This window comes from Candidatus Aramenus sp. CH1 (genome assembly GCA_022678445.1).
Lineage (GTDB): Archaea > Thermoproteota > Thermoprotei_A > Sulfolobales > Sulfolobaceae > Aramenus.
Genome location: JALBWU010000001.1, coordinates 145,052 through 168,612, shown reverse-complemented (window position 1 = coordinate 168,612; position 23,561 = coordinate 145,052). Strand labels below are relative to the sequence as shown.

The window sequence follows — 23,561 nt, the reverse complement described above, 5'->3', positions numbered from 1 at the left end:
AAATCTAAAAAATAGAAGTAAACTTTTATGACCACATTAGATCTCAGGGGAAAATCCTGCGAGGAGTTTATCCTGGAGCTCTCAAAACACTTGGTCGCCCTTAAACCAGGGGAGAGTATCCAAGTAATAGCGGACTCCGACAGGATCTTGTGCACTCACCTGCTACTTAAGAACGCCCCAAGGTACCTCTTCAAGGGCGATGTTGTAGGGGACCACGCAGAAATAGTCATAAAAAGGCTAAGATAAGCAGATGGAGTTTTTGACCTTCTTTACTTTCAGTTCCTTGTTCTCCAGCCAATAAATAACGTAAGGGGAGAACGACTCGTCAATCCCTATATCGGAAATGTTTATGCATGATCCCTCGCTTAGTGTGCTTATGATCTGGCTGGAATTGCTTTCCATTAGGCTGAATAGGTCCTCCAGCACCTCCTCTTTAGACAGAATGTCCAGCACTTCGTTGACCTCGTCAATAGAGGCTAGGAACTCACTGAACTTGTCGTAAAGGCTCTTGGCGTCTTTTATGCTCTTCTGTAGTTTGTTTCCCGCGTTCAATATCCTTTCGACAAGGAAGGGAGGAAGCTTCCCGTTTGTGCGTGTATTGCTAATCTTCTGCACTTCCGAGTCTATTATCTTGTTTATTTCCCTGGTGGCCGCAACTAGCTGGTTTACTTCGTAGAAGGTTACGTTATCTAGGTCTATTAAGTTCAGATCTCTTGTAAGCTTTAGCTTTAGCTGAGTGATGGAGCTATCGTTGAGCTTGGCTAGAATGTCTTTTTCCATCTCTATTAAGCTCTTCATCCTCTCAATTAATTCCTTATTCAAGAGAGCCTCGGAGGCCTCAACTATCTTGTCTACGTTTTTGCTTAAAAGGAGGTTGAAGTTGGTGCCAAATATCTGGTTTAAGTTCTTAGCTGTCTCGTTGAGACTCTTTACTGTGGCGTCAAGGCTCGAGTTTATTGAAGAGATTACGCTGTATGCGTAGTCCACCCCGCTTGAGTTAAGCGTGAACTTCCTCTCTCCTGGCGGTATCTCTCCTACAGGCAAGTTGAGTTTCCTTAACTTCCTGGCCTTCTCGTTAAACTCTACGATGATTTTGAACAACTCCTCGTCTATCTGCCTTTCTATTTCCTCCTTCGCTCTGCTAAACTTCAGGGATAATTCCTCAGTGCACTTCCTGTCGTTGCACTTAGCTAGGTCGTTGTATACAGAGGCCAAGAATTCTAAGTTCTTTGTGCACAACGAAGAAAGCCTCTCGTCGTCAACCTTGTTGAGCCTTTGCAGAGAGATAATAGCTTCCTCCATACTACCGTTTAACGAATTCCTCAACTGCTCAAATTCCGACCTTTCGATAGACTTGTTCTCCAGGAACTGTAGGGCGACTGGTACCACGTTTATAGCTACAGCCAGGAGGGCGGCCTCAATTACTTGGCTTAGTGGCAAAGAATGTACTGCGTAGTATAGGGCCACTGCGGGCAACACTGCGCCTATCGGGCTAAAGGCTTTCTTGACCCCCATCATCGCTGCCCCTACTATGACGAGTGCTATCGCCAAGGACAGTCTATAGATCGGGGGGTCTACGAAATTGGGGTAGATCATCCAAATAACCAGGGGAAGCGACGATATGGAGTTAATGACCACGCTACGTTTCTCAGATATCCCAGCGAAAAGGAAAAGCGCCGATGCGGGAAAGGCTGTATAAGCCACCACGCTATTTATTCCTATGAAAGCTTGAAGGGACTTAAACTTCAGCTCCACTGTAACCGGTAACAAGATGCCCAGCACCGCGAGGAGAAATACGTCCAAGTAACCTTGGTAAAGGGCAAGTGTGTAATGGGCAGTCATATTGTAAATCATAGTGCTTACGTAGAGTACCGAGATAAACGATGTCATGAAGAACGGTATAAACACAGTTATTATAACTGCGAAGGGCACTAGCGCATACTCGTACAGCTGTGGGAAACCGAAATCCTTAACTAGCTCTATTGCCAAAAAGGAGTTCAATATGGCCAGTGCTCCTCTCTCTACGTAGTCGTTGAACTTCTCGGTGGTTACCTTAATTTTCATTTCTTTATCGCTAATATACTATAATATAAGGAGAATTATAAAATTTTGTTGGCGTTTATTCATTATGGGCTATACGTGGTAATACGATTTTCCTTTGTACTCATTAACTCGAAATAATTAGGATTTCCCGTACTATTTATAGGTTGCTCTCCTGTAGAGCCTTGTAGAGAGCGCCTAAGTCTAGGACTGTAAAGTGCTTGGGACTTCTAGCTAATGCGAAAGAGATAAAAGTTACTATCAATTAATTGTTGTTATGAGTTCTTCCATATCGTTCAAAAAGTACGAACTACCGCCCCTTCCATATAAGGTGGACGCATTAGAGCCGTACATAAGTAAGGACATAATAGACGTCCACTACAATGGACACCATAAGGGATACGTGAACGGGGCGAACTCCTTCCTTGACAGGCTAAACAAGGTCATAAAGGGAGAAGTGCAGTCAGGGCAGTACGACATCCAAGGTATTCTTAGGGGCCTCGTGTTCAACATCAACGGTCACAAGTTGCATGCGCTTTACTGGGAAAACATGGCACCCAACGGAAAGGGTGGAGGGAAGCCGGGAGGAGCACTTGCTGACTTAATAGACAAGCAGTTTGGCAGCTTCGACAAGTTCAAGGCCGTGTTTACTGAGGCGGCCAACTCCCTACCAGGGACAGGGTGGACTGTGCTATATTACGACACCGAGAGCGGTAACTTGGAGATCATGACCTTCGAGAACCACTTCCAGAACCACATAGCTGAGCTACCAATTATACTGATCTTGGACGAGTTCGAGCACGCCTACTACTTGCAGTACAAGAATAAGAGGGCAGACTACGTAAACAACTGGTGGAACATAGTCAACTGGGACTGGGCGGACAAGAAGTTACAGAAATACCTCAACAAGTAAAGCTTTTTTCTGCAGTCCTCTTTTATTCTTATGGTTTCTGCCATTGTCCTAGCTGGAGGCTACGCCACCAGGCTTAGGCCCCTCAGCCTTACCAAACCCAAGGCCCTCTTCCCCGTTTTAGGTAAGCCCATAATAGACTACATTCTGGACTCCATAGAGCTCGCAGGCATAAATGACGTGTACCTTTCCCTGAGGGTGATGGCGGAAAAGGTCATATCCCACTTGGAGGCAATGGGGAGGAGAGCAACGTTAGTGGTAGAAAAAGAACCCCTCGGCGATGCAGGCCCCTTAAAGTACATCTTCTCCAACTACAAACTCGACGAAACCGTACTTGTAGTGTACGGGGACATATATAGCGAGATTGACGTAAGAGAACTGCTCAAGTTCCACGAGAAGTCCGGTTGCCCCGCCACGGTTGTGGGCAAGAGAGTTGAGAACCCGAGGAGGTACGGCGTCCTCATCACGGAGGGAGACGTTCTAGCGCAGATCCAGGAGAAGCCAGAGAACCCCATTTCGAACTTAATCAACGCTGGGATTTACGTCTTCAACAAAAAGGTTTTCTCGCTCATAAGGAGGGACGGGGCAAGCGAGGCCTCAATTGCCAAGGACTTCTTGCCCAAGTTGCTCGACACAACGTGCGTCTCGGTCTACGAGTATAAGGGCGTTTGGGCAGACATTGGAGTCCCAAAGGACTACATGAAGCTCAACTTTAACTTGTTGGCCGAGAAGCATCCAAAGGGCTTCGTCTCCTCAGAGGCTAAGGTGAGCGAGAGGGCAACGCTCTCTCCTCCCTATTACGTCTCCCCTGGTGTGTCGGTAAGCGATGAGGCGGTGATATCCCAAAACTCGGTCATAGGCAAGAGCTCTGAGATAGGCAAAGGAGTCTTCCTGGGGAACTCAATACTAATGGACAACGTGAAAGTAGGGGATTACTCTTACTTAGTTGGGACCATTATAGCCGACAAGTCCAGGATAGGGAAGTGGAACCACCTAAGGGAGGACACCATAGTTGGAGAAGAAGTCCTTACAAGGGACGGAGTCCTCCTGAACAGGGAAACCGTTATATTGCCCAACAAAGAAGTTACTGAGCCGATATACGAAAGGGGGAAGATAATTCTATGATCTTGGAGGAAGCAATAGAGGAGCTGTCTTACGAGCTAAAGCAAAGAAAAGTAATCAACTTGTGTGTAGGAGTGGCCTTCACTTCAGTGATCTTGGACAATCAGAGCGTGGGACTTTCCCACACCGTGACGGAAGGGGAAGTTGAAAACGCGGGGGAAATAGTGGGAAAGAACGCGTATGACGTCGCCAAGGAAATAGACTCCCCCATAAAGAGGAGCATATCCCTCGCCATCTTGAACGCCTTAGGTGGAAGGAACCTAGAGAGGGGAGACCCAATGACCTTGTTCACGGGGAACAAGCTCTGCGTCTTTGGGTATCAGCCCTACGTCAACTCCTCAGGGTTTAAGGAGGTCGTGGCTTACGACTTCTCGAACAGCTCCAACTTCAAGCCGTTCTCCGAGTACAAGGGAGAGGTGTGCGACACTGCAGTGATATTCGCCTCATCCTTTGTCCTCAACACAACGGAGAATGTATTGAAGGGACTGAGGGCAGATCACCTAGTGCTCACAGGTGTGTCCTCCTTTGAGGCCCCACAGACGCTCAAGAAGTACGGTTTCGAGGTAGTTGGGAAGGTGATACCGACGGACAACTATAGGGTGTTTAGAATAGTGTGTGAAGGAGGAGGGGCGAGGCAGTTAAACAAGTTCGTAACTAGAGGCTTTAGAAGACTTTAGGCTTTATCTCCTCCAACGAGTTAAAGCACGTTCCATTAAACTCGAACTTACAGCTGGTGTGCCCAAGGTAGACCCTGTAGTCTGGTTCTGCTACCTTCTCGCTAGTTTTCACCTTCTCGTTGAGGACGACCATGGTAAGGGCTATCCTGGATAGCACCTTTATGTCCCTTGAGCCTGCGAAGGCGCACCTCATAGCCACCTCCACTAACTTCTTTGCCTCCTCGTTCTCTGTTACAGCCCACAGCCTCGCGAAGAACAGGGAAGCCTCTGCGTTGGCCAGGGGCTCCAGGAACAGGGAGGAAGTGACCTTGTCCCTTATTATCACGTCCCTGAAGCCCTTCTCCGTGGACAGGTTTTGCTTGACGAAGGAGAACACCTCCTCCGCCCTCTTCAAGTACTCGCTGTCCCCAGTCCTGTTGTAGAGCGTTATCAGAGCGTTCCCTGCCATGCTCTGATCCACTAGGTAACCGTAGCCCTCCTTCCTTTCGCTTCTGTAAACTAGGCCTCTCTCCCCAAAGAAGCGGTACAGCTCCTTGGGCTCAAGGAGGCCGTAGGACACAAGGAACGCTGTGGTGAAGACGTATTTGGCGTCCAGGGGGGGTCTTTCCCCTGTTACCACAAACTTGGCCAGCTCGTTCTCCGGGTTCAACGTCTTCAACGCCTTCTGGTACTCCTTGTGCACCGTGGACACGAGTTTTACGAACTCCGCACCCCTGAAGTCTACGGTCTCGCCAGACATCGCCCTGTTGAGCACTTCGTACAGCACGTCTAACGAGGGATCGTCCGGTTCAGGGGAGAAGGAAGGTATTTCCTCTCCCTTGTAGCCTTGGGAGTACCTTTCGTAGATTCTCCTCAAGCTTTTATCCACGAAGTTCACGTCGTTTGACTCCACAATACCTAGGAGCTTTACCTCTGGGGACACGACTACTATGGAGGGAACTAAGCCCCTGGTGAGCCTAATGAAGTAGTCGCTCCTCTCTATGGCGTCCACTTCAAAGAGGTAGAACCTCTTGGAGATGCTCAGCTCCTTAACTTTCTCAAACAAGGGCTTGCACACGTCGCAGTCCTCAGTGTAGAACAGCAAAGCTATGGGCTTGTTGTAGAACTTCGCGTCGGAGAGAGCTTTGTCTGTGAGCATATTTACCGTAATATTTATTTAGTATATAACACCTACTTTAGACCATGAGCCGTGCACCTACAAAGTGGACTTGCGATATATGCAAGAACACTATTTACTGGGACGAGTTGTTCACCTTTACCTCTAAGAAGACGGTGGTACACTACACGTGCTTCAGGGACAAGGCCATAAAGACCGCTAAAGTCGACGAGTCGCAAATAAAGGCGGTGCTGGACTCGCTGGAGGACGAGCTGAGGTTAATAACAGTATATAAGCAGAGGATGTCAGTGGTAAGCAACGAGGATGCAAAGAAGTTCATGGAGCAGGCCGAGAAGGACGCCGAGAAGAACGCCGCTATGTTTACTAGGGCTGTGGAGAAACTGAGTGGAGTTTTGGAGTGAGTAGGAGAAATACTAAGTTACTAGCTTTAAACGATGATTTTTATATACAAAGTAAATAAGGAAGCAATGTATGTTTCTCTGGTTTCCTATACCAAGGACGGCGAACGCGTTGTAGCAATCGCGTCGAAGATGAGCAGAAGTAGGAAGGGTTGGAGGCATCACGAGGAGACTATGTCTGACGACGAGGTTGAGACGTGGATAAAGGACGCCATCCTTCACGGGTATTGGTCAGTCCTGGAACACAGTGTGTACACCTTTTCCGTCGAGGGCATAAGCAGGGTAGCCTCTCATCAACTTGTGAGGCACCGTATTGCTTCATACACTCAGATGTCTCACCGCTTCGCCAAGCCAGTTGACGAGTACTATCAGCCTGTTATCCCACCTTCTGCCGAGAAGAGGGAGAAGGAGCTCATAGAGAAGGCGTACAAGGAGGCATATGATCGCTATTACGAGCTGTTATCTGCAGGCGTACCCGAGGAGGACGCCAGGTACGTGTTGCCCAACGGCGTCAACACTAACGTAGTCGTAACTATGAACGCTCGTGAGTTGTACAACTTCTTCGCGTTGAGACTGTGTAGCCGGGCGCAGTGGGAAATTCGCGCAATTGCGTGGAAGATGCTCGAAGAAGTGCGAAAAGTTCACCCACGCCTTTTCCGTTATGCTGGACCCAACTGCGTCATACACGAGAACTTCGTGCGCAACGACCCAGTTACTTTAGACGATGTTATGTCTAGGAAGGTGGAGTTCCTCTCGCAGAGGTGTATAGAGGGGGTACCAAGGGACGGAATTTCAAAGTGCATACTCAACTCGCGCTCAATAGTTGAAAAAATATGACACGCTTTTTTCTTTTAAACTAAAATTTTTAAATGGTATAAGCATTCTCAAACAACACTAAGAAAAATATTTAAGATTGTAGACGACGTAATATTTCTGATGTCCTACACGCAGGCTATCGTGGCTTTTGGCTTACCGGCTGTACTCTTCCTGTTAGCAGGTTACGGTGGGTATAAGGTAATTTCGCTTATAGTCCCACATGAACCGTCGCCTCTAAAGGTAAGTAGGTTTGAGGCTGGAAACATCCCGACCGGCGAGGGGAGGCTCTGGTTCCCTCTCCAGTACTACGGCTACCTTTTGGTGTACACCTCCCTTGAACCGATAGTAGTCCTGCTCTTTTTGATCGCCTCAGCACCTTACTATACTTCCCTTACCTTGTTCAGGAACCTCATGGTGGTGGTGTCATCAAGCGTCGTCGTCCTTTACCCCGTGTTACTCTACGCAGTTAGGCAAATCAACATGGCGTTAAATTGGGAGCTGAGGAGATAGGAAATGCAGAGACCAATAGACAACGTGTTAAACCTAGTTAAGTCAAAGTTTAACGCCCAAGTAAAGGCGGATAGTGACACTAGGGGGCAAATAGAGGTTGACAAGAAGGTAGTAGTGGAGGTAGCGAAGCTCTTGAAGGAGCAGGGCTTTGATCACGTGAAGTCAGTCACTGGGATAGACTTCCCCGAGGAAGAGAAGATACAAGTCGTTTACCACGTTTCCTCGTACTCAAATCCAGAATTGGCTAGGGTCATCTTGGCTTTGAAGACCTACGTGACGTATAAGGAACTGAAGATGCAGAGCCTCTACGAGGTGTGGGAGAGCGCGTGGACTGGGGAGAGGGAGACGTACGAGATGCTAGGAGTGTACTTCGAGGGCCACCCGGACATGAGGAGGCTCTTCTTACCGGAGGACTTTGAGGGAGTCTACCCCTTAAGGAAGAGTTACAAGATAAAGTTGGAGGGGTTGTTTGTTGACAAACAGGCTTGAGGACGTACTTGAGAACTCTGGAATGGCGGTAGACATAGTTCCAGTTGAGGGAGAGCTAAACGTAGGGCCCCAACATCCCGGTTCGGGGCACATGAGGATCCTAGTAAAGCTCAACGGCGACATCATAGAAGACGTTGACTTGGACGTGGGTTACGTCCACAGGGCAGTTGAGAAGCTGGGAGAGAACAGGAACTACATGCACCTCATACCCTTGGTAGAGCGCCCTGCCATCCTCGACTCAATCCACATGAACCTAGGCTACGTCATGGCAGTGGAGAAGATAATTAACGTTGACGTCCCCGAAAGGGCCCAGTACTTGAGGAGCTTCGCGGCTGAGGTAAACAGGATCGCTAGCCACTTGTACGGCCTCGGTATCCTGGGCATATTCCTCGGCCACTCAACTGCCTTCATGTGGGGCTTTGGGGACAGGGAAGTGTGGGTTCACATCCTTGAGATGCTCACTGGGGCAAGGGTGACGAACTCCTACATAATTCCAGGCGGGGTCAGGAGGGATCTAACGCCAGCAATTATAGAGGAGACAAAGAAGGCCATAACCTACATGAGGAAGAAGCTGGAGGACTGGAGGAAGATATTCCTCTACAACCCCACCATTAGGGCTAGGCTGGAGAACGTTGGCGTAATGACCAGGGAGAAGGCAATAGAGTGGGGAGCTGTCGGACCCAACTTGAGGGCCTCTGGTGTGTACTACGACGTGAGAAAGATCGAACCCTACGCCGCCTACCCCAAGTTGGACTTCGAGATCCCAGTGTACAAGGAGGGCGATGGCTACGCCAGGACCATGGTGAGGTTCGAGGAGGTCGAGCAGAGCTTAAGGATGCTCGAGCAGATAATCAAGGAGATCCCGGAGGGGAACATCTTGAGCGACAGGTTCTTCAAGCAGATCCCCCCAACTAGGCTAAAGAAGTGGTGGGAGGGCTACCGCAGGATAGTGCTCCCAGGCTATTACGCCTCATTTAGGCCCCCAAAGGGGGAGGCAGTAACTAGAGTAGAGGCAGCAAGGGGAGAGCTTCTCTACTACGTAGTAAGCGACGGGTCAGCGAAGCCCTATAGGCTGAGGATGGTGACCCCCTCATACCGTCTAATAAACGTGATGAGGAACTTGGCAAAGGGGAGCAGGTTCGCAGACCTGGTCTCGATTTACGGTAGCCTTGATTATTTCCCTCCGGAGGCTGACAGGTAATGGAGATACTAGGCCTTTTGAGGTTCTACATACTCTACCCCTCGTTCTTTGTTACTGTCATCTTCCCGGGGCTCATATTCGCCCTACTCCTGTTGCTGGTGACGATTTGGTTCGAGAGGAAGGCTGCAGCCAGGGTCCAGATGAGGATAGGGCCCTACTACGCCTCTAAGCGCCTCGGCGGAATTCTGCAGTTAGTGGCTGATGCCGTGAAGTTCGTTTTCTCAGAGATAATCATACCCAACGAAGTTAACCCCACGCTCTACGCTCTCGCGCCGGTATTAGTGGTGATAGCATCATTCCTCCCCATAGCTGTTATCCCCCTCTCCGTTATACCGCCCTCCGGCTCTGTGTTCTCCATCTACTTTAAGGACTTCTACGACCCCAACATCAATTCTGGAGTAGTAGCTGGACTGTTCGTCAACTACAACCTCCTGCTCGTCCTAGCGATAGAGTCCGTCTACCCAATATTTGTGGTTCTATTGGCGTGGAGTACCAACAACAGGTTCGCTGTGGTTGGAGCAGTTAGAGAGACCTACCTTTCGGTGAGCTACGACGTAATACTACTCATGTCCACGCTGGCTATAGCGTTGGAGTACCACACCCTAGACATAGCCAAGATAGTAAGCTACGGCATCCCGGGCATAGTTGCTAACCCACTAGCAGCCTTCCTGTTCTTCGTAGCCATGCTTATGGGCTCTTCCAGGTTCCCGTTTGACATATCCGAGGCAGAGACGGAGCTAGTGATAGGGCCCTACACTGAGTACAGCGGTTTCCTCTTCGTCTTGACCATGGCCGGGTCGTACGTGGGCAATTTCATCTACGCGTTAGTGTTTGCAGACGTCTTCCTGTGGGGGTGGTACCCCTTGTCGGGTTTCCCCGGGTTAGTCCTCACAGTGTTGAAGGCCGTAATAGTCCTCTTTTTTGCGACCTTCATGAGGTCGGTATACGGTAGGTACAGGATAGACCAAGCCTTGAGGGGGAGCTGGAAGTACCTACTCCCCTTGGCCTTCGCGTCCTTAATTTTAGGTGTGGTGGTGGGATACGTATGGATAAGGTGAAGGAGTACAAGAAGGCAAACCCGTTTAAGTTATTCGGAGATCACGTACAAGCAATAGGTACAGGGATAAAGTACTTTGTAAGGCCTCAGAGGATAACGTTGAAGTACCCAGAAGAGGCCCTTTCTCTACCCAGCGGTTACAGGGGGCTAATAAGGCTTTACAAGGACGTCTGCATAGGCTGTACGCTGTGTGCCATGGTGTGTCCAGCCGACGCCATGAAGATGGTAACGCAGGAGGGCAAGAAGTTGCCTACAATAAACTACGGCAGATGCGTTTTCTGCGGTTTCTGCGTCGACATATGCCCAGTAGACGCCCTAAAGGAGACCGGGGTCCACGACGCTGCCTTCACTAACAGGAGGGACCTAGTGTTCTACCCTGACAAGTTCAACAAGAGCTACGATGAGCCTCCAACGGAAAGGGTGGTAAAGAAGGTCAAAGCAGTAGTGGACGAAGAGAGGGGGATAAAGTATGTCCCTGATGAGTGACTTCCAGTTCGGGATATTCGCGTTCTTTTCAGTGGTAGCAATGGCGTCAGCAATATTCATAGTGAGGGCGAGGAACGTCTTCTACTCAGCAATAGCGTTGGCCTTCCTAGGAGTTAGCGTGGCAATGCTGATTGCTGACATCTCCCCAGAGGCTTACTCGATTTACTCTGCCTTCCACTTGTTGTTGTATGTAGGAGCCACGGTGGTATTCCTCTCCATATCCCTGGTCATGTTCAAGGGGATTGACGTCAAGGAAGGTAGGATACCTTGGTCGGGCGTCCTCTCCGTCATAGCGACGGCGGTGATATTCATTGTGATCCTAGTCACAGTAGGTAATTTACCGTCTATCTATCCCAAGACCGTGGATCTACAGAGCCTCGCTGTTGAGATACTTCAAGGTTACTGGTTCCCTGCAATAATACTTATCATAGGGCTGTTGACCACTGTGATAGAGGCCATCTCATTGGCCAGGAGGGAGTGAAGGTGCTGGTGTCCTACTTTGGCGTTACCCTCGCCGTAATCCTCCTGGGGATAGGGATTTTTGGGCTCACAAACAGCAAGAACGTAATAAGGATACTCCTATCCTCGGAGGTGATACTCAACGCCTCCATACTGTTCGTTTTCTCCCTGTCCAGCGTGCTGGGCAGAACTTACCTACCCATAGTGTTCTCGATCTTCGCCGTTGGGATGGCGTTAACCGAGGTAGTGGTCGCTTTCGCTGCGATAATCCTTTATTTCAGGCAGAAAGGTTCTCTAGAGGTAGACTAAGATGATCTCCCTGTTCATATTCGCGGTAACCTTTGCCCTCTCTTCCCTGGTTTTTGTAATAAGGGAAAAGAAGACTGCGTTTGCTCTCTCTATGGTAACCATTGCCCTAAACGCCTACTTCCTGTTTAAGAGGGGGCTGTTAGAGGAGTTCTACGTCGCCTCTTCCATTGGGTACTTTGGCTTCACCGTAAACGACTTGAACTTCGCCTTCCTAGTAACGATACTTGTAGTGTCTTTGTCGTCTGCAGTGTACTCACTGAGGTACATGGAGGAGAGGTTCGAGGAGCTGGGAGGTAACTGGGGACTCTACTTCGGCCTTTTCGACCTCTTTGCCATCTCCATGATATACGTTGTACTTTCAGTGAACTTGCTGGAGCTCTACATCTTCCTGGAGGTCGCCCTTATCACGTCTTTTCTGCTCATAATGCTTTATGGCTACGGGGACAGGAGGAGAATAAGCCTCCTCTACTTCATATGGACGCACGTGGGTACTATCCTGCTGTTAGCATCCATAATTGTGATTGGCGTAGCCACAGGGAAGATGGACATATACTCGTCATACGGTACCTTTGAGGACTACTCCTCGGTGAGCTACGCCCTCCTCCTCTTCCTCCTTGGGATAGTAGGGATGATGGTGAAGAGCGCGCAGGCTGGCTTCAACATATGGCTCCCCTACGCCCACGGTGAGGCTCCCACTCCAGTATCGGCACTGTTGAGCCCGAACACTGTGGGGCTCGGGGTGTTCGTAGTTATCCTGTACTTCTACCTCTTTCCCTCCTTTAGCTACTTGGCGGGGGCGTTCATAGGCTGGGCCCTCATAACCATGATATACGGTGGGGTCAACGCCATAGCCCAGAAGGACTTCAAGAGGTTCCTTGCCTACTCCTCCGTGTCCCAGATGGGCTACATGCTGCTCGGTGCCTCGATAGCTTACTTGATGGGGCTCGGTAGCTCTGCCGACGTCTTACCCTTGGGAGTGTTGGCATCCGTGCTGATATATGCCTCCCACGGCTTTGGGAAGGCCATCCTCTTCATGAGCGCCGGAGCGTCAATTACAGAGCTCAAGGAGAGGAACATTTACAATCTGGGAGGGCTCTACGCGTCTTCGCCCCTCCACTCCACGCTCGCCTTCATAGGAATGCTCAACATCTTAGGTCTGCCTCCCTCGCTGGGGCTAGTTAGCGAGGCACTACTCCTCTTCTCCGCTGGGGAGCTGGCAAGGGCAGTCGGGACAACGTGGGTAATAGTTGCGTTGGCGGTGTTCGTGGCCATAGGCATCTCTTCAGCTTACATGACGTACTTGTACAAGAGGGTGTACGGCGGTACCCCCCAGAGGAAGTCCATAGACGGGGTCGTGGAGTACAGCCTGCCAATGGCAATCCTGGCTTTAGTTAGCATGATAACCTTCTTCTTCCCCCAGTACTTGACGGCTTCCCTTAACGACTTCCTGGCGCCGTTGCTTAGCTCGGGGGACTTCTCACTCTTCCTCATAGTCTTCGCTCCCGCGTTAGGATCGCTAGTTGCCTTGGTCACTCCTAAGTCCCTCAACCAAGACGTAAGGGGAGCCATTGTAGTTCTCAGCATAGGCATCTCCATGGTCCTGTCCTACTTGAACTTGACGTCGGCAGTGCAGTTGAACAGGGTCTTCTACGTCCCCACCCAGTACTACCAGCTCTTTGGCTATTTACAGTTCAGCTCCTCCCTCCTCCAAGCTATCCTGGCCACGTTCGTGTCCACCCTGTCCTTCTTCATAGCCCTCTACAGCATAGGCTACATGAAGGAGGACAGCGTCCTCAGGAGGTACTGGGGGTTCTTCGGGTTCTTCGTCTCTTCAATGCTGGCCGTAGTCCTTTCTGACAACGTGCTCCTCTTCCTTGCCGGGTGGGAGGGCACGAGCTTAGCGTCGTACGGGCTAATAGGTTACTGGCTCGACGACAACGACAGGAACGTCGTAGGCGACTTCGGCAGGAAGGTTATTGGAGTTGAGTACTTGAGCAGGCCAACTACCAGCGCCATAAGGGCAATGATCTTCACTAGGGTAGGGGACGTGGGGCTCTTCCTAGGCCTAGGCTACTTGGTGTACTTAACCACAAACTCAGTCTTCTACGGCAACACCCTACTCTACGAGGGAGTCCTACCCTACCTCCACCTGTTTTCCGTCCTACCGCTGGGGTTAGTCCTCTTGGTGTTCACGTACTTGGGCGGTCTGTCCAAGAGCGCCCAGTTCCCCTTCACCCAGTGGCTCGTCACCGCCATGACCGGTCCTACGCCGGTGAGCGCACTGATCCACGCCGCCACCATGGTCAACCTGGGGGCGATATTCACCTTCATCACCTACCCCTACTTGGTGCCGGGAGGTAACGGGGTCGCCGTCACGTTCCTCTCCTTGGTTGCTGGTATATCAATATTTACAGCTGCGTACACCAGCCTCAACGCCCTAGTTTCCAACGAGCAGAAGGTCATACTGGCAAACTCCACTTCAGACCAGATATCGCTGATGATATTCTCCTCTTCCATGGGAGCGTTGTTCACCTTGGTCTATAGCAACCCGCTGTTCCTATACGCTGGGATAGGGGTCGGGCTCATACAAATGGTGGCCCACGGAATATACAAGGCCTCTCTCTTCATGAACGCTGGCTCCGTAATCCACGCTACGGAGACTAGGTACGTGGGAGAGTACCCCAACCTTTACAGGAAGCTGAAAGGCGTTTTCGCGCTGCAGACGCTCGCTGCGTTTAACTTGGCCAACGTCCCTCCCCTCATCGGGTTCTGGGCGCACTCCTTCATCTCCAGCTTTACCTCAAGTTACTTGTCCTACCTCTACGTGGCACTAGAGTTCCTGGGTAGCGTGTACATAATAAGGTATGTGGCTAAGACCTTCCTCTGGGGCAAGGGAGAGAAGGAGTTGGAGGGGCACGTGAGCAAGGTGATGCTCGTGCCGTCCCTTGTCTTGGTGCTGGCCTCAATAGGGCTAGGGGTCCTGATACCTCAAGTGGCGGCGTTCTTCTCCAAGGAGCTACTTGTTCCTGGCTTTGCGTTCCACTTCGACGTGGTCGACCTGGTCGCGTCCTTAGTGGGGATATTCATAGCGCTGGCTGTGTTCACTGGGAACGCAGACTTCGCTAGGTATTCGGCGCTTAGGCCCTTGATAGACTTCCTCTACTATGGCTGGTACGTCTATCCCCTCTTCGATTTGTGGGGGGCAATGTCTTTCAAGTTCTACAACGCTGTCTTTAAGTACATGGAGACTGGAGTAATAGACCAAGGGTTGAACGTGAAGTTGCCGGCTGGCGTTCTAAAGTACGGAGCCATTGCCTTCTCCAAGATACAGACTGGCGTGCTCAGGGATTACTTGGCGTACTACGTTGGGGGAGTGGTGTTGTTGGTTTTGATATTCCTCATTATTCTAGGGGTGGTATGATGCTAGAATACCTTCCTGTAGTAATTCCCTCAATTGTTCTGGTCTTCTCCTCCTTAGCTGTGCTCTTCTTAGACGTTGGGACGGAGAAGGCTTACAAGACAAGCTATTACTTGACCTTAGCCTCCTTGGTACTCGTAGTAGTGGTGCTAATGGCGTTCTTCGGTATGGGAGTCAACAACTTCTACTTGTTCTCCTACACGCTACACGTGGACGTAGTGGGTTACTTCCTTTCTATTGCCACGGCTTTGGGGGGAATTGTATCGCTAATGGGAGCTAAGGAACACCTAGAATCTTGGAAAACTAGGTCGTCAATGCTTTCACTTTCCCTGTTGACAGTCCTGGGCATAATATACATGGCCTTCTCCAATAACGTAATAGTTATCTTAACTGGATGGGGCATAGCGTCTGCAGCGAGCTACGCTATAGTTATGCTAAGGAAGGACTACGGTTCAGTTGTAGCTGGAATAAAGTACCTAGTGATGGGGTTGATCTCTTCCTCGTTCATGATAGCCGGTTTCGCCGCCTATTCCCTTGGCGCTGGTACCTTACAATTCAACTTCGCCTCAATTCCCTACCCGAGCTTGTTCACCCTAGGTCTCTTACTAATCTCCGTGTCCTTCCTCTTTAAGATAGGCGCGTTCCCGTTCCAGGGGTGGTTACCAGACGTGTATACCGGGGCAGACAGGATCTCCGTTTCCTTTATTTCCAGCGTGGGTAAGATGGTGGGAGTAGTGCCCTTGGTTAGGGTTCTTTTGGCTGTAGATCCAGTTCCCCTAGAGAGGACGCTAACCGTGGTTGTGTTTGCCCTAGTCTCTATACTGAGCATGACAATAGGCAACGTAATAGCCTTCTCAAGGAAGGACGTAGCTTCCATTCTGTCTTTCAGCAGTGTGTCGCAGATGGGATTCGTGATTATAGGCTTTGCCACGCTATTGCTCGACAAAGGGCTCGCGATTGCGGGAATAGTTGTGCAAATGATAGCCTACGTCATTGCGCAAGCTGGGCTCTTCAACTTCGTAAACCACGTGGAGAAGGTTTCTGGTACTTCCGAGCTTAGAGGGTTGAGGGGTTTGAGTTCAAAGGATAAGGGACTTGCAGTTTCCTCAACCATTCTGTTGCTAAGCCTTCTAGGAATACCGCCAATACTTGGCTTCTGGGGTAAATTGTTCTTATTCCTTTCTGCCTTTAACTTGCCTTGGCTTGTGGTAATTGCTGTAATTAACAGCGCTGTTTCTGCAGGATATTACATTCCAGTAATAAGGGAGATGTTCAGGGAAGGAGAGGAGTTCAGTCTAGTTAGGAGCTCAGAGAGAGACAGCGTTATATTTGCTTCCACCCTAAGTATAGCCTTGGGGCTAATTGCCCCATTGCTGTTGGTGGTGGTGTCTTGATAAAGGTTGCAATAGCTGGGGTTGGAAATTCCGCATCTGCCCTTCTACAAGGCTTAAGCTTAGCTAAAAAGGGGGAGGAAATTCCTGGGATCCTTAAGCTTCCTATTTCGCCTAGCGAAATAGAGGTTGTCGCTGCGTTCGACGTGGACAAAAGGAAGGTTGGCAAAAAGCTTTCTGAGGCGATCTTTGAGAAGCCAAACGTTGTGCCCAGATACGCGGAAGTAAAGAGCGACGTAATAGTAAAAAGGGGCCCAACCCTTGACGGCATCTCGGGGAAGTTATCAGAAGTTATAGAGGAATCTAGCGAACCTCCAGTTGACGTTATATCAACGTTGAAGGAGGAGAAAGTTGACGTGTTGTTAAACCTCTTGCCTACTGGAGCAGAGCAAGCCACAATGTTTTACGCAAAATCGTCTTTGAAAGCGTCAGTCGCATTTATCAACGCAACTCCCACAGAGGTGGTGAAGAATGCCGGAAAGGAGTTCGAAGAGAAAAGGGTACCGCTATTTGGAGACGATTTAATGAGTCAAGTCGGGGGAACTGCTTTCCACACAGGGATTATAGAGTTTTTGAAGAGCAGAGGGATTAAGGTGATAAGATCATACCAAATTGACATTTCTGGCAACACGGAGACCTACGTGACGTTAGAGGATTGGAGAAAAGAGATGAAGAAGAGGATAAAGTCCAATTTCATAACCTCTAGGTCTGACGGAGAAGTAGTTGCTGGAACCTCTGACTACGTGGAGTTTCTAGGGGATAGAAGGGTAAGCTACATTGTGATCGAGGGCGAATACGCGCTTGGAGAAAAGGTGAGGGTTGACATTTCGTTGAAAACGAGGGATGGGGCAAACGCTGTCCAACCTCTAGTGGATTTAATAAGACTCGCGAAGATAGTGAAGGAGAGGGGAATTGGAGGGGCAATAAAGCCAATTTGCGGATATTACTTTAAGAACTCTTATAGGTATGGAAGCTTTGAAGAAGCAAGAAAAGATCTAGAGGAATTCTTGAGAAAAGTGATGAGTGAACCCCGGACTGAGCGGTGATGCGACCGTGTGAGAGCTGAGCTCCTAAAGATGGTAAGAGGAAGGTAAAGGATTAGGCATAACGCAGTTTTCATGGGCACTAGAACTGGCAGTCTGTAAATCCCCATACCGGTTTTCGTTTAAGTTAGTACGCGATTAAGGTCAGCGTCGCGTTTTCCGGTATTGCTAAAAGGATAGCTTTAGTGAGTATGTGAGGAGGCAAAAAAGTCGGTATGTCGTCAGTTAGGCCAATCCTATAGAAAAATTTATATAGAATAAATTCGTAACTATCTTTAGAACCAAAATGAGATCGCTAAGAGTTAGGTCAACTAAATCCAAGAGGGGAATATCAGGAGCAGTAACAGCCCTAATCCTAGTGATCGCTAGCGTAATCATAGCTTTGGTAGTAGTAGGTTTTGCATTTGGTTTGTTCGGAGCTTTTAGTGGAACCCCACAAGTCACCCAGGTAGGAACTGGGACTATAGACGTTGCGACTGGTACAGCTACCTTTACCCTTAAGAGTTCTGGTAGTGTGCAAATAGTTAGCGCTCAGATAGTAGGGACAAGTTATACAGCAGGGACATCTTCTATAACAGCAACATCATTAACTCCTGGATTGAATACAGTTACTATTAAATTCGGTACTACTCATAACTTGCAGCCCGGCTCTACATACAATATATCTCTAGCCCTATCTGACGGAGAGACAGTTGTAGTATCCGTGATAGCACAATAAAAGTAATACATTATTTTTTGTTTTATTCTAATTATTTTTTGTCTAATCTTCTCAAATCCTTTTATACTTATGATAAAAAGTATTTCAAGTGTGAAATCCTAGGCTATAATGTATTCCAAACATTAGCCTCACTCAACGTATTTATATTTAGTTTTAATGCGATGGCAAGGTCAATCCTATTTTAAGGTCAAGGCTAGTTAAAATATTTATACATCTAAAGTACTTTGCATATATGTCAAAATGTCTAATTTACAGCTAATGGTCATATTGTTTCTTACGTTGCACATAGGGGCTTTTGTTGAATATCAAGCCACAACTTACTTTAATTCGCCTGGCAGTAATTTCATTTCGAATTTAATCATAGAAAAAGTAGTTAAGGTTTTCCCGAACTCCACTTTTGCTTATAACTTAACTGTGGTCTTTTTAAATTATTCAGAAATTTCCCCATCATCAGTCTTAGATAATCTTTCTTGTCCTTCCACTTTTTATTTTATTAATCACCCCGGAGATAAGATGATTCCTAGGAGTATCGGTCTTACGTTAGTTAACTACACCAATGGAACTTACGTTTATGAGGGCACTCAAAACGTTCAAGGCGTTACATTAAAGTATTTCTACTTCGTTAATTCGACGGGAGTTCCCTCAAAAATTGAGATCTTTCAATATTCTGTGACTGGAGAATTAGTGAGTAAGACTGTGTATAAATTGATTTCCTCTAATTTAATTAATCCAAATGCCACTTTGTATATCCCAGATAACCTAACTCAAGCTAAGACAATAAAGATAGTCATTGAAGGTCCTGACTATTACTTTGGCGAATACGTAGTTCTTTTTAATCTAATTGCAATTCCTACAATAATTTTACTTAAGAGAAAAATTTTTAGGTAAATTTTTACCCTTGACTTATAGAGTTAAATTATGGAGAGAAGGACTTTACTGGAGATTCTTGTTGTTCTTTTGCTCTCAGCTATTACGCCTTTGATAGCTCTTCGCCACGTTTTCCTTCATCAAGGCTGGATTTTCCAAAGGGACTCTTACCCCGCTTATTACCTAGACAGACAACAAACTGTGAACGCTTTCCTAGTATTTCCCGCAGTAATGGATAACACTTACGCCCCTCTTCTTCTCCTTCTTTACTTTAATTTAATTACCCCTGAGACCTTTTATTGGTTTCAGTACCTTCTCTTTCCTTTCGCGCTAGCAGTTCCTTCTATGTATTGGGCTGTTAGACACTTTATTTACGAAATTTACGAGAAGGTAGACTTCTGGAAAATGATGGCTATATCTTCTACCACTGCCTTTCTCTACGCGGTTACGCCTACTGCTTACTATTTTAGTCATTGGTCAAATTACGCAGGTTTTTACGCATTTATCCCAGCGCTAATAGCTGGAGTGGATTACTCCTTGAAGAAGAGAAATTACCTGCTATTAGCTCTTTTCATGTCTTTGACTACAACAGATCCTAGAGGTTTTGTTTTCGCTTTCTTCATCGCGCTAACATATCTGTTGGTGAGGAGAGATATCAAAACGTTTCTTTTATCTCTCCCTCTCTACTTCATGATAAATCTAAGGACTTTCATTCTTATCTTCTTCAATATCCCTGCATATAACGAGGTTTCTCAAGGGATATCAACTGTTCAACTTTGGCTAAACTACTATACCTTCCCTCTTTTGGATTCTCTTAGAGGCTTGGGCCTCTTTCACACTTTTACGCCAGCGTTAGGTGGAAATGTGGTAATTACTTATTTCCTTTCTTTCGCTCTTTTGGAATTTTCAGTGTTAGGCTACATCTTTGTGAAGAACAAGTTCACCACTTACTTTCTAGCTCTTTACCTTTTCCTTTCCTTCTTTATTTCCTCCAACGTTGTTTTTCTAGGCCATGTGATCAATCTAAATCCTTCTTACGCTGTGTGGGAAGCTTTACAAAATACTTTTCTCTTTAAGTATCTTTGGATATTTTTACCCACATATATTTCAGAAATGGTTTTGGCTCCTCTCTTTCTTCTCTTTTCCCTTGTCGCATACAAAATTAACGTCAAGACTACCTTACTATTGGTATTCGTGGTTACTGGCCAGCTTACTTTCTCTTTGCCAAACATTTTATCTGGAAATTACCAAGGTTATTACAACCCAATTCAGATCCCTCAGAGCTACATGGAGGTAGCAAAGTTTCTTGAAAGTCACGCAATTGGCAACGTAATAAATCTCGGCTTTCCACTTCTTTTGCCAAATCAATACTTTCCTCCTGTTCCTTTCATTTACCCAAAAAACGAGGGCAAGTTGCTTAATTCTCTGGGAGTTCAGTACGTAGTTGTTTACGCGGAAAACAAATCGCTAATAAACTACTTCACGGCTCAAGCGTTCTCGGTCGCTTTTAACAACTCCCAATACGTTATTTTTGAGAACCCAAACTTTACGTATAATCTTACTTCTCCATTCTATTTGCTTTTTGACTATCCTAACGCTAATCTCTCTCCCTTAAACACGTCTGTGAATTTGGCGCCAGCAGTTGTTAATATTAACAGCAGTTGGGTTGGAGGATACATAGGAAATTCCTATGCAGACTACTTAGTTTATAAAGCTATAAAGAGCGGATTAAAGCCTTTAACCTTTCATTTACAAAACCTCCCTAACCCTACTAACTTTACGTATTCCTTCTATGAAACGCTAAACAACACAGAGATTTATTCGTTTTTCCCTGGAGGTGTTATAAGCGTGGCAAAGCCATCTTCTCTTCACCTAAGCTCCATTTACGGGGATTACGAAGTGGTCTTAGCGTTTATTTCTTATCCCGACGAGGGGAGCTTTGTCGTAGGTAATGGGACCTATAACTTGAGCGTTAGCCCTTTTGGTCAAACTTCCCTAAAGTTTGAATATTTAGGAAATATGTCGTTCTCAGGCAATTTATTCTTGTATTATACTGGCAATTCCCCGGCTTACTTGTACCAAGTGTGGCTTATTCCTCATAACTTAACGTTTTCTAATCATTACATCAACGTTACTACAGTGCCATCAAGCACGTCGCTTTTGGGCAGGGCAGTACCAGTGAACGGCAAAAATTACACCAACGAGGCAATAATCCTTAACGCTTTGAGCTTCTTCCTTGCCATACTCGCAGAAAAGGGGGTAAGGGAACGGATTAGGAAAAGCGTTGGACAAGTAAGGCTAAGGATAATAAGCAGGAACATCTAAGGTAATTCCATCGCTTGTTACTAGTATCACGTAGTAGGTGTTACTATGCGTAAATGACGCTCCAGGAGGTAGAGGAACTGTCACTTTGTTAAGCCCTGTCTTTAAAGGTATGTTAACTGATAGAGAGAGTCCCTCAACTTGTACAGAAGTTATGTTTGCTGGAACGTTGGACATTATAGTAACATTCAAGTAATATGAATTTCCCTCCTGAAAAATTTGGTTTACTCCTCCGCTTACTTGAATCTTTTGGGCTGAAACTGCTCCAAGAAGTCCAAAGAAATACCCAACAACAACCAGCGTAATGACCACTGTGGCAACAAGGATAATTAGCTCTATAATCGGGTTACCCATGCCACCTTTTCTCGATTTCATTAGAGAACATTATCGTAGTCTAATCTATAAAAATCTTTTGTTTGTTATATTACTGCCTTCAGTTCCCTTTTTATTTCCTCCTCAAGCATTGTCTTTATTTCCTGTCTATGAACCCTTGTTAGATGCAAATAAAGTCCTTTCTTCGTGAAAGGACCCCTATTACACAGCTTGCAGTAAAGCAGGCTATTTTGAGTTTCAGCTAACCAAAAGGCTACCCTTTCAACTGCCCTCTCTGCCATTTGTTTCGAAGATATTCCGACTATTCTTTCTAGGTTTTCCTTGCTGGCTATCATTGAAGCCCTCTTGGCCGTGTAATCTACGAGTTTTTCAGCCGTTATTGAGATCCCGCTGTCCATGTCTTATCCCAGACCGAAGCAATTCCTATGGTTACAGTGAATATGGAAATCAGCCTAGAAAACTTTTCGTTGAGGTCGCTTACGTCAAGGAGGTGTGAGAATGCGTTAAGGTCCATTCCCAAAGCTCTCATTACCCTTTCTATCCTAACTTCCACTTCCTCGTAGTTGTACAGAATTTCTCCGTTGTCCAATCCCTTCTTAAACTCAGCTACTACCTCAAGGGTTTCTCCCAATTCGTCTTCCGATACCTCGTTAAAGACTTCCGTTAACTTTCTCTTCAACCGGGAGGATATGAGTTCCGCCAAGCCTGGAAAATACTTTATAGGCACAACTTCAGCTATCCACGCGTCTACGTACCTTCTCACCGTCTCTTTTACTTCCTCAGTCTCTCCCTCTATTGCTTCAACTATTGAGGCTGCGGCTAAAATGTGAGCAGTTGCCTCTCCAATTTTTATTCCGAGAACGTCGCTCGTTCTACTTAACGAATCAACGCTCACCTTAAACCACTGAGTTTTCTCTTCGCGTGATATTAATTAAAGGGGAAAGGAAAATAATACTCGGGGTTCAAGGGAAGAACTCAGATAAAACGGGTTAGGTATCGTCCATGAAGGAGACGGGAAAACGGTTAAAAGGGAATACGAGTTTCTTGTGAATTACAAGATATCAAAATTGAATTAACTGTGTTTCCTAAACAATAATATAATCAAGATAGAAAAGAGGCCAATAAAGATTATTCCCTCTTCAATTTTCTTACCCAAATTGAAGTATAGACTAGAAAGGTTGACCGAAATAGGCTTTATATGCCCCACGTTAAGCTTAGGCAGCGTAGCGTTTGAAAAGAAGTTGCTTGTCCACAAATTTATTATTGATTTACTGAGGAGAGCGCCGTTGGCCACGTCGCAGTCTACTCCCTTTACTACCACCCCCGAGGAGTTGAAGTAGAGTATTAACGTACTCTCTTCCTGTCCATTTAGCACAAGAGCTGACCTACCCACGTACTTGTAGAGCCCGTCTTCAGTGCCATTATATTCCAAGGAAGTGTTTCCGTCCTTTATTGTCTTGCCCAACATTTCTGGATCTACACGATATAGGAGGCCAAATTCAGAAGGATTTTGTATTCCTACTGTTGAGGAAACCGTTGAGTTTTGAGTTACGCTTACCACCGTCGAGTTCACTAAGTAGGAGCCGTTATTGTAGACCGTTAATACTTGCTGGATAATCACTATTTCATTTACTAGCGTTTTATTTTGATTGTAAATATATACAGTTTCGTTGTATACTAAGAACTTCCCTGGCGTAACTGTATATGAAATAGATGCCGTGAAAAGTAAGGGAATTCCCAAAATTAAGGCAATCAACGCTGTGGCTAACTTTTTATTCATCATTTCCTACTTGTTCTCCCCCTTATAAATAACGTTTTTCAAAACTTCCTCTAGACTTATATACTTAGTAGCAGAGTAATTTTTAACAAATACGTGTG

25 protein-coding genes are annotated in these 23,561 nt (G+C 47.0%); 19 read left to right on the top strand and 6 right to left on the bottom strand.

The window, feature by feature from the left end; genetic code table 11:
- Positions 1-27: 27 nt before the first annotated feature.
- A complete protein-coding gene (locus tag MPF33_00900) occupies positions 28-246 on the top strand; it encodes a hypothetical protein (protein ID MCI2413803.1) in 219 nt (72 codons plus the stop codon).
- Here the strand turns inward: MPF33_00900 and MPF33_00895 are convergent.
- A complete protein-coding gene (locus MPF33_00895; protein ID MCI2413802.1) occupies positions 238-2,064 on the bottom strand; it encodes a hypothetical protein in 1,827 nt (608 codons plus the stop codon). The two genes, MPF33_00900 and MPF33_00895, sit on opposite strands and share 9 nt — an antisense overlap.
- 253 nt (positions 2,065-2,317) lie before the next feature.
- Between MPF33_00895 and MPF33_00890 the strand changes: the two genes are divergently transcribed.
- From MPF33_00890 to MPF33_00880, 3 genes are read left to right on the top strand one after another with little or no spacing between them, the layout of a single operon-like run.
- Positions 2,318-2,953, top strand: coding sequence for a superoxide dismutase (locus MPF33_00890; GenBank protein MCI2413801.1), 636 nt, complete (start codon positions 2,318-2,320; stop codon positions 2,951-2,953).
- A gap of 30 nt (positions 2,954-2,983) precedes the next feature.
- The gene (locus MPF33_00885; protein ID MCI2413800.1) at positions 2,984-4,075 is read left to right on the top strand and encodes an NDP-sugar synthase; all 1,092 of its coding nucleotides are present in this window, start codon (positions 2,984-2,986) and stop codon (positions 4,073-4,075) included.
- On the top strand, positions 4,072-4,749 hold the full coding sequence (locus tag MPF33_00880; protein ID MCI2413799.1) for a DUF364 domain-containing protein: 678 nt from the start codon (positions 4,072-4,074) through the stop codon (positions 4,747-4,749). Before MPF33_00885 ends, MPF33_00880 begins: the two co-directional genes overlap by 4 nt.
- Here MPF33_00880 and MPF33_00875 read toward each other — a convergent pair.
- The gene (locus MPF33_00875) at positions 4,736-5,887 is read right to left on the bottom strand and encodes a hypothetical protein (GenBank protein ID MCI2413798.1); all 1,152 of its coding nucleotides are present in this window, start codon (positions 5,885-5,887) and stop codon (positions 4,736-4,738) included. The genes MPF33_00880 and MPF33_00875 overlap by 14 nt on opposite strands.
- 44 nt (positions 5,888-5,931) lie before the next feature.
- Between MPF33_00875 and MPF33_00870 the strand changes: the two genes are divergently transcribed.
- The 15 genes from MPF33_00870 (at position 5,932) to MPF33_00800 (ending at position 21,353) form a co-directional block, all read left to right on the top strand.
- Positions 5,932-6,267 (top strand): DUF2175 domain-containing protein, encoded by a 336-nt coding sequence (locus tag MPF33_00870; protein MCI2413797.1) that lies wholly within the window; start codon positions 5,932-5,934, stop codon positions 6,265-6,267.
- Positions 6,268-6,333: 66 nt separating this feature from the next.
- The gene (gene thyX, locus MPF33_00865; GenBank protein ID MCI2413796.1) at positions 6,334-7,101 is read left to right on the top strand and encodes an FAD-dependent thymidylate synthase; all 768 of its coding nucleotides are present in this window, start codon (positions 6,334-6,336) and stop codon (positions 7,099-7,101) included.
- Between the two features lie 99 nt (positions 7,102-7,200).
- Entirely contained in the window at positions 7,201-7,590 is a 390-nt protein-coding gene (ndhC, locus tag MPF33_00860; protein MCI2413795.1) for an NADH-quinone oxidoreductase subunit A, read from the top strand.
- 3 nt (positions 7,591-7,593) lie between these two features.
- Positions 7,594-8,079 carry an NADH-quinone oxidoreductase subunit C gene (locus MPF33_00855; protein MCI2413794.1) on the top strand — a complete coding sequence of 162 codons (486 nt, stop codon included), beginning with the start codon at positions 7,594-7,596 and terminating at the stop codon, positions 8,077-8,079.
- A 22-nt stretch (positions 8,080-8,101) separates the two neighbouring features.
- The gene (locus MPF33_00850) at positions 8,102-9,280 is read left to right on the top strand and encodes an NADH-quinone oxidoreductase subunit D (protein MCI2413793.1); all 1,179 of its coding nucleotides are present in this window, start codon (positions 8,102-8,104) and stop codon (positions 9,278-9,280) included.
- Positions 9,280-10,338 (top strand): NADH-quinone oxidoreductase subunit NuoH, encoded by a 1,059-nt coding sequence (gene nuoH / locus MPF33_00845; GenBank protein ID MCI2413792.1) that lies wholly within the window; start codon positions 9,280-9,282, stop codon positions 10,336-10,338. The genes MPF33_00850 and nuoH overlap by 1 nt, the downstream gene beginning before the upstream one ends.
- A complete protein-coding gene (nuoI, locus tag MPF33_00840; GenBank protein ID MCI2413791.1) occupies positions 10,326-10,823 on the top strand; it encodes an NADH-quinone oxidoreductase subunit NuoI in 498 nt (165 codons plus the stop codon). The genes nuoH and nuoI overlap by 13 nt, the downstream gene beginning before the upstream one ends.
- A complete protein-coding gene (locus tag MPF33_00835) occupies positions 10,807-11,304 on the top strand; it encodes an NADH-quinone oxidoreductase subunit J (protein ID MCI2413790.1) in 498 nt (165 codons plus the stop codon). The genes nuoI and MPF33_00835 overlap by 17 nt, the downstream gene beginning before the upstream one ends.
- Positions 11,305-11,306: 2 nt before the next feature.
- Entirely contained in the window at positions 11,307-11,591 is a 285-nt protein-coding gene (locus MPF33_00830; GenBank protein ID MCI2413789.1) for an NADH-quinone oxidoreductase subunit K, read from the top strand.
- Position 11,592: 1 nt separating this feature from the next.
- Positions 11,593-15,012, top strand: a complete 3,420-nt coding sequence (locus MPF33_00825; protein MCI2413788.1) for an oxidoreductase — start codon at positions 11,593-11,595, stop codon at positions 15,010-15,012.
- Positions 15,009-16,403: an NADH-quinone oxidoreductase subunit NuoN gene (gene nuoN / locus MPF33_00820; GenBank protein ID MCI2413787.1), complete on the top strand. Its 1,395-nt coding sequence runs from the start codon at positions 15,009-15,011 to the stop codon at positions 16,401-16,403. The genes MPF33_00825 and nuoN overlap by 4 nt, the downstream gene beginning before the upstream one ends.
- Complete coding sequence (locus tag MPF33_00815; GenBank protein ID MCI2413786.1) at positions 16,400-17,446, top strand: L-myo-inositol-1-phosphate synthase; 1,047 nt, start codon at positions 16,400-16,402, stop codon at positions 17,444-17,446. The genes nuoN and MPF33_00815 overlap by 4 nt, the downstream gene beginning before the upstream one ends.
- Before the next feature lie 283 nt (positions 17,447-17,729).
- A complete protein-coding gene (locus MPF33_00810; GenBank protein MCI2413785.1) occupies positions 17,730-18,161 on the top strand; it encodes a DUF973 family protein in 432 nt (143 codons plus the stop codon).
- Between the two features lie 240 nt (positions 18,162-18,401).
- Complete coding sequence (locus tag MPF33_00805; protein MCI2413784.1) at positions 18,402-19,049, top strand: hypothetical protein; 648 nt, start codon at positions 18,402-18,404, stop codon at positions 19,047-19,049.
- A gap of 30 nt (positions 19,050-19,079) precedes the next feature.
- Positions 19,080-21,353, top strand: coding sequence for a hypothetical protein (locus MPF33_00800; GenBank protein MCI2413783.1), 2,274 nt, complete (start codon positions 19,080-19,082; stop codon positions 21,351-21,353).
- Here the strand turns inward: MPF33_00800 and MPF33_00795 are convergent.
- The 4 genes from MPF33_00795 to MPF33_00780 all read right to left on the bottom strand — a co-directional run bounded on the left by MPF33_00795 (position 21,327) and on the right by MPF33_00780 (position 23,466).
- Positions 21,327-21,725 carry a DUF973 family protein gene (locus MPF33_00795; GenBank protein MCI2413782.1) on the bottom strand — a complete coding sequence of 133 codons (399 nt, stop codon included), beginning with the start codon at positions 21,723-21,725 and terminating at the stop codon, positions 21,327-21,329. The two genes, MPF33_00800 and MPF33_00795, sit on opposite strands and share 27 nt — an antisense overlap.
- 44 nt (positions 21,726-21,769) lie before the next feature.
- Positions 21,770-22,081 (bottom strand): hypothetical protein, encoded by a 312-nt coding sequence (locus MPF33_00790; protein ID MCI2413781.1) that lies wholly within the window; start codon positions 22,079-22,081, stop codon positions 21,770-21,772.
- Positions 22,060-22,578, bottom strand: coding sequence for a hypothetical protein (locus MPF33_00785; protein ID MCI2413780.1), 519 nt, complete (start codon positions 22,576-22,578; stop codon positions 22,060-22,062). The genes MPF33_00790 and MPF33_00785 overlap by 22 nt, the downstream gene beginning before the upstream one ends.
- A 177-nt stretch (positions 22,579-22,755) precedes the next feature.
- Positions 22,756-23,466: a hypothetical protein gene (locus MPF33_00780; protein MCI2413779.1), complete on the bottom strand. Its 711-nt coding sequence runs from the start codon at positions 23,464-23,466 to the stop codon at positions 22,756-22,758.
- Positions 23,467-23,561 lie beyond the last annotated feature (95 nt).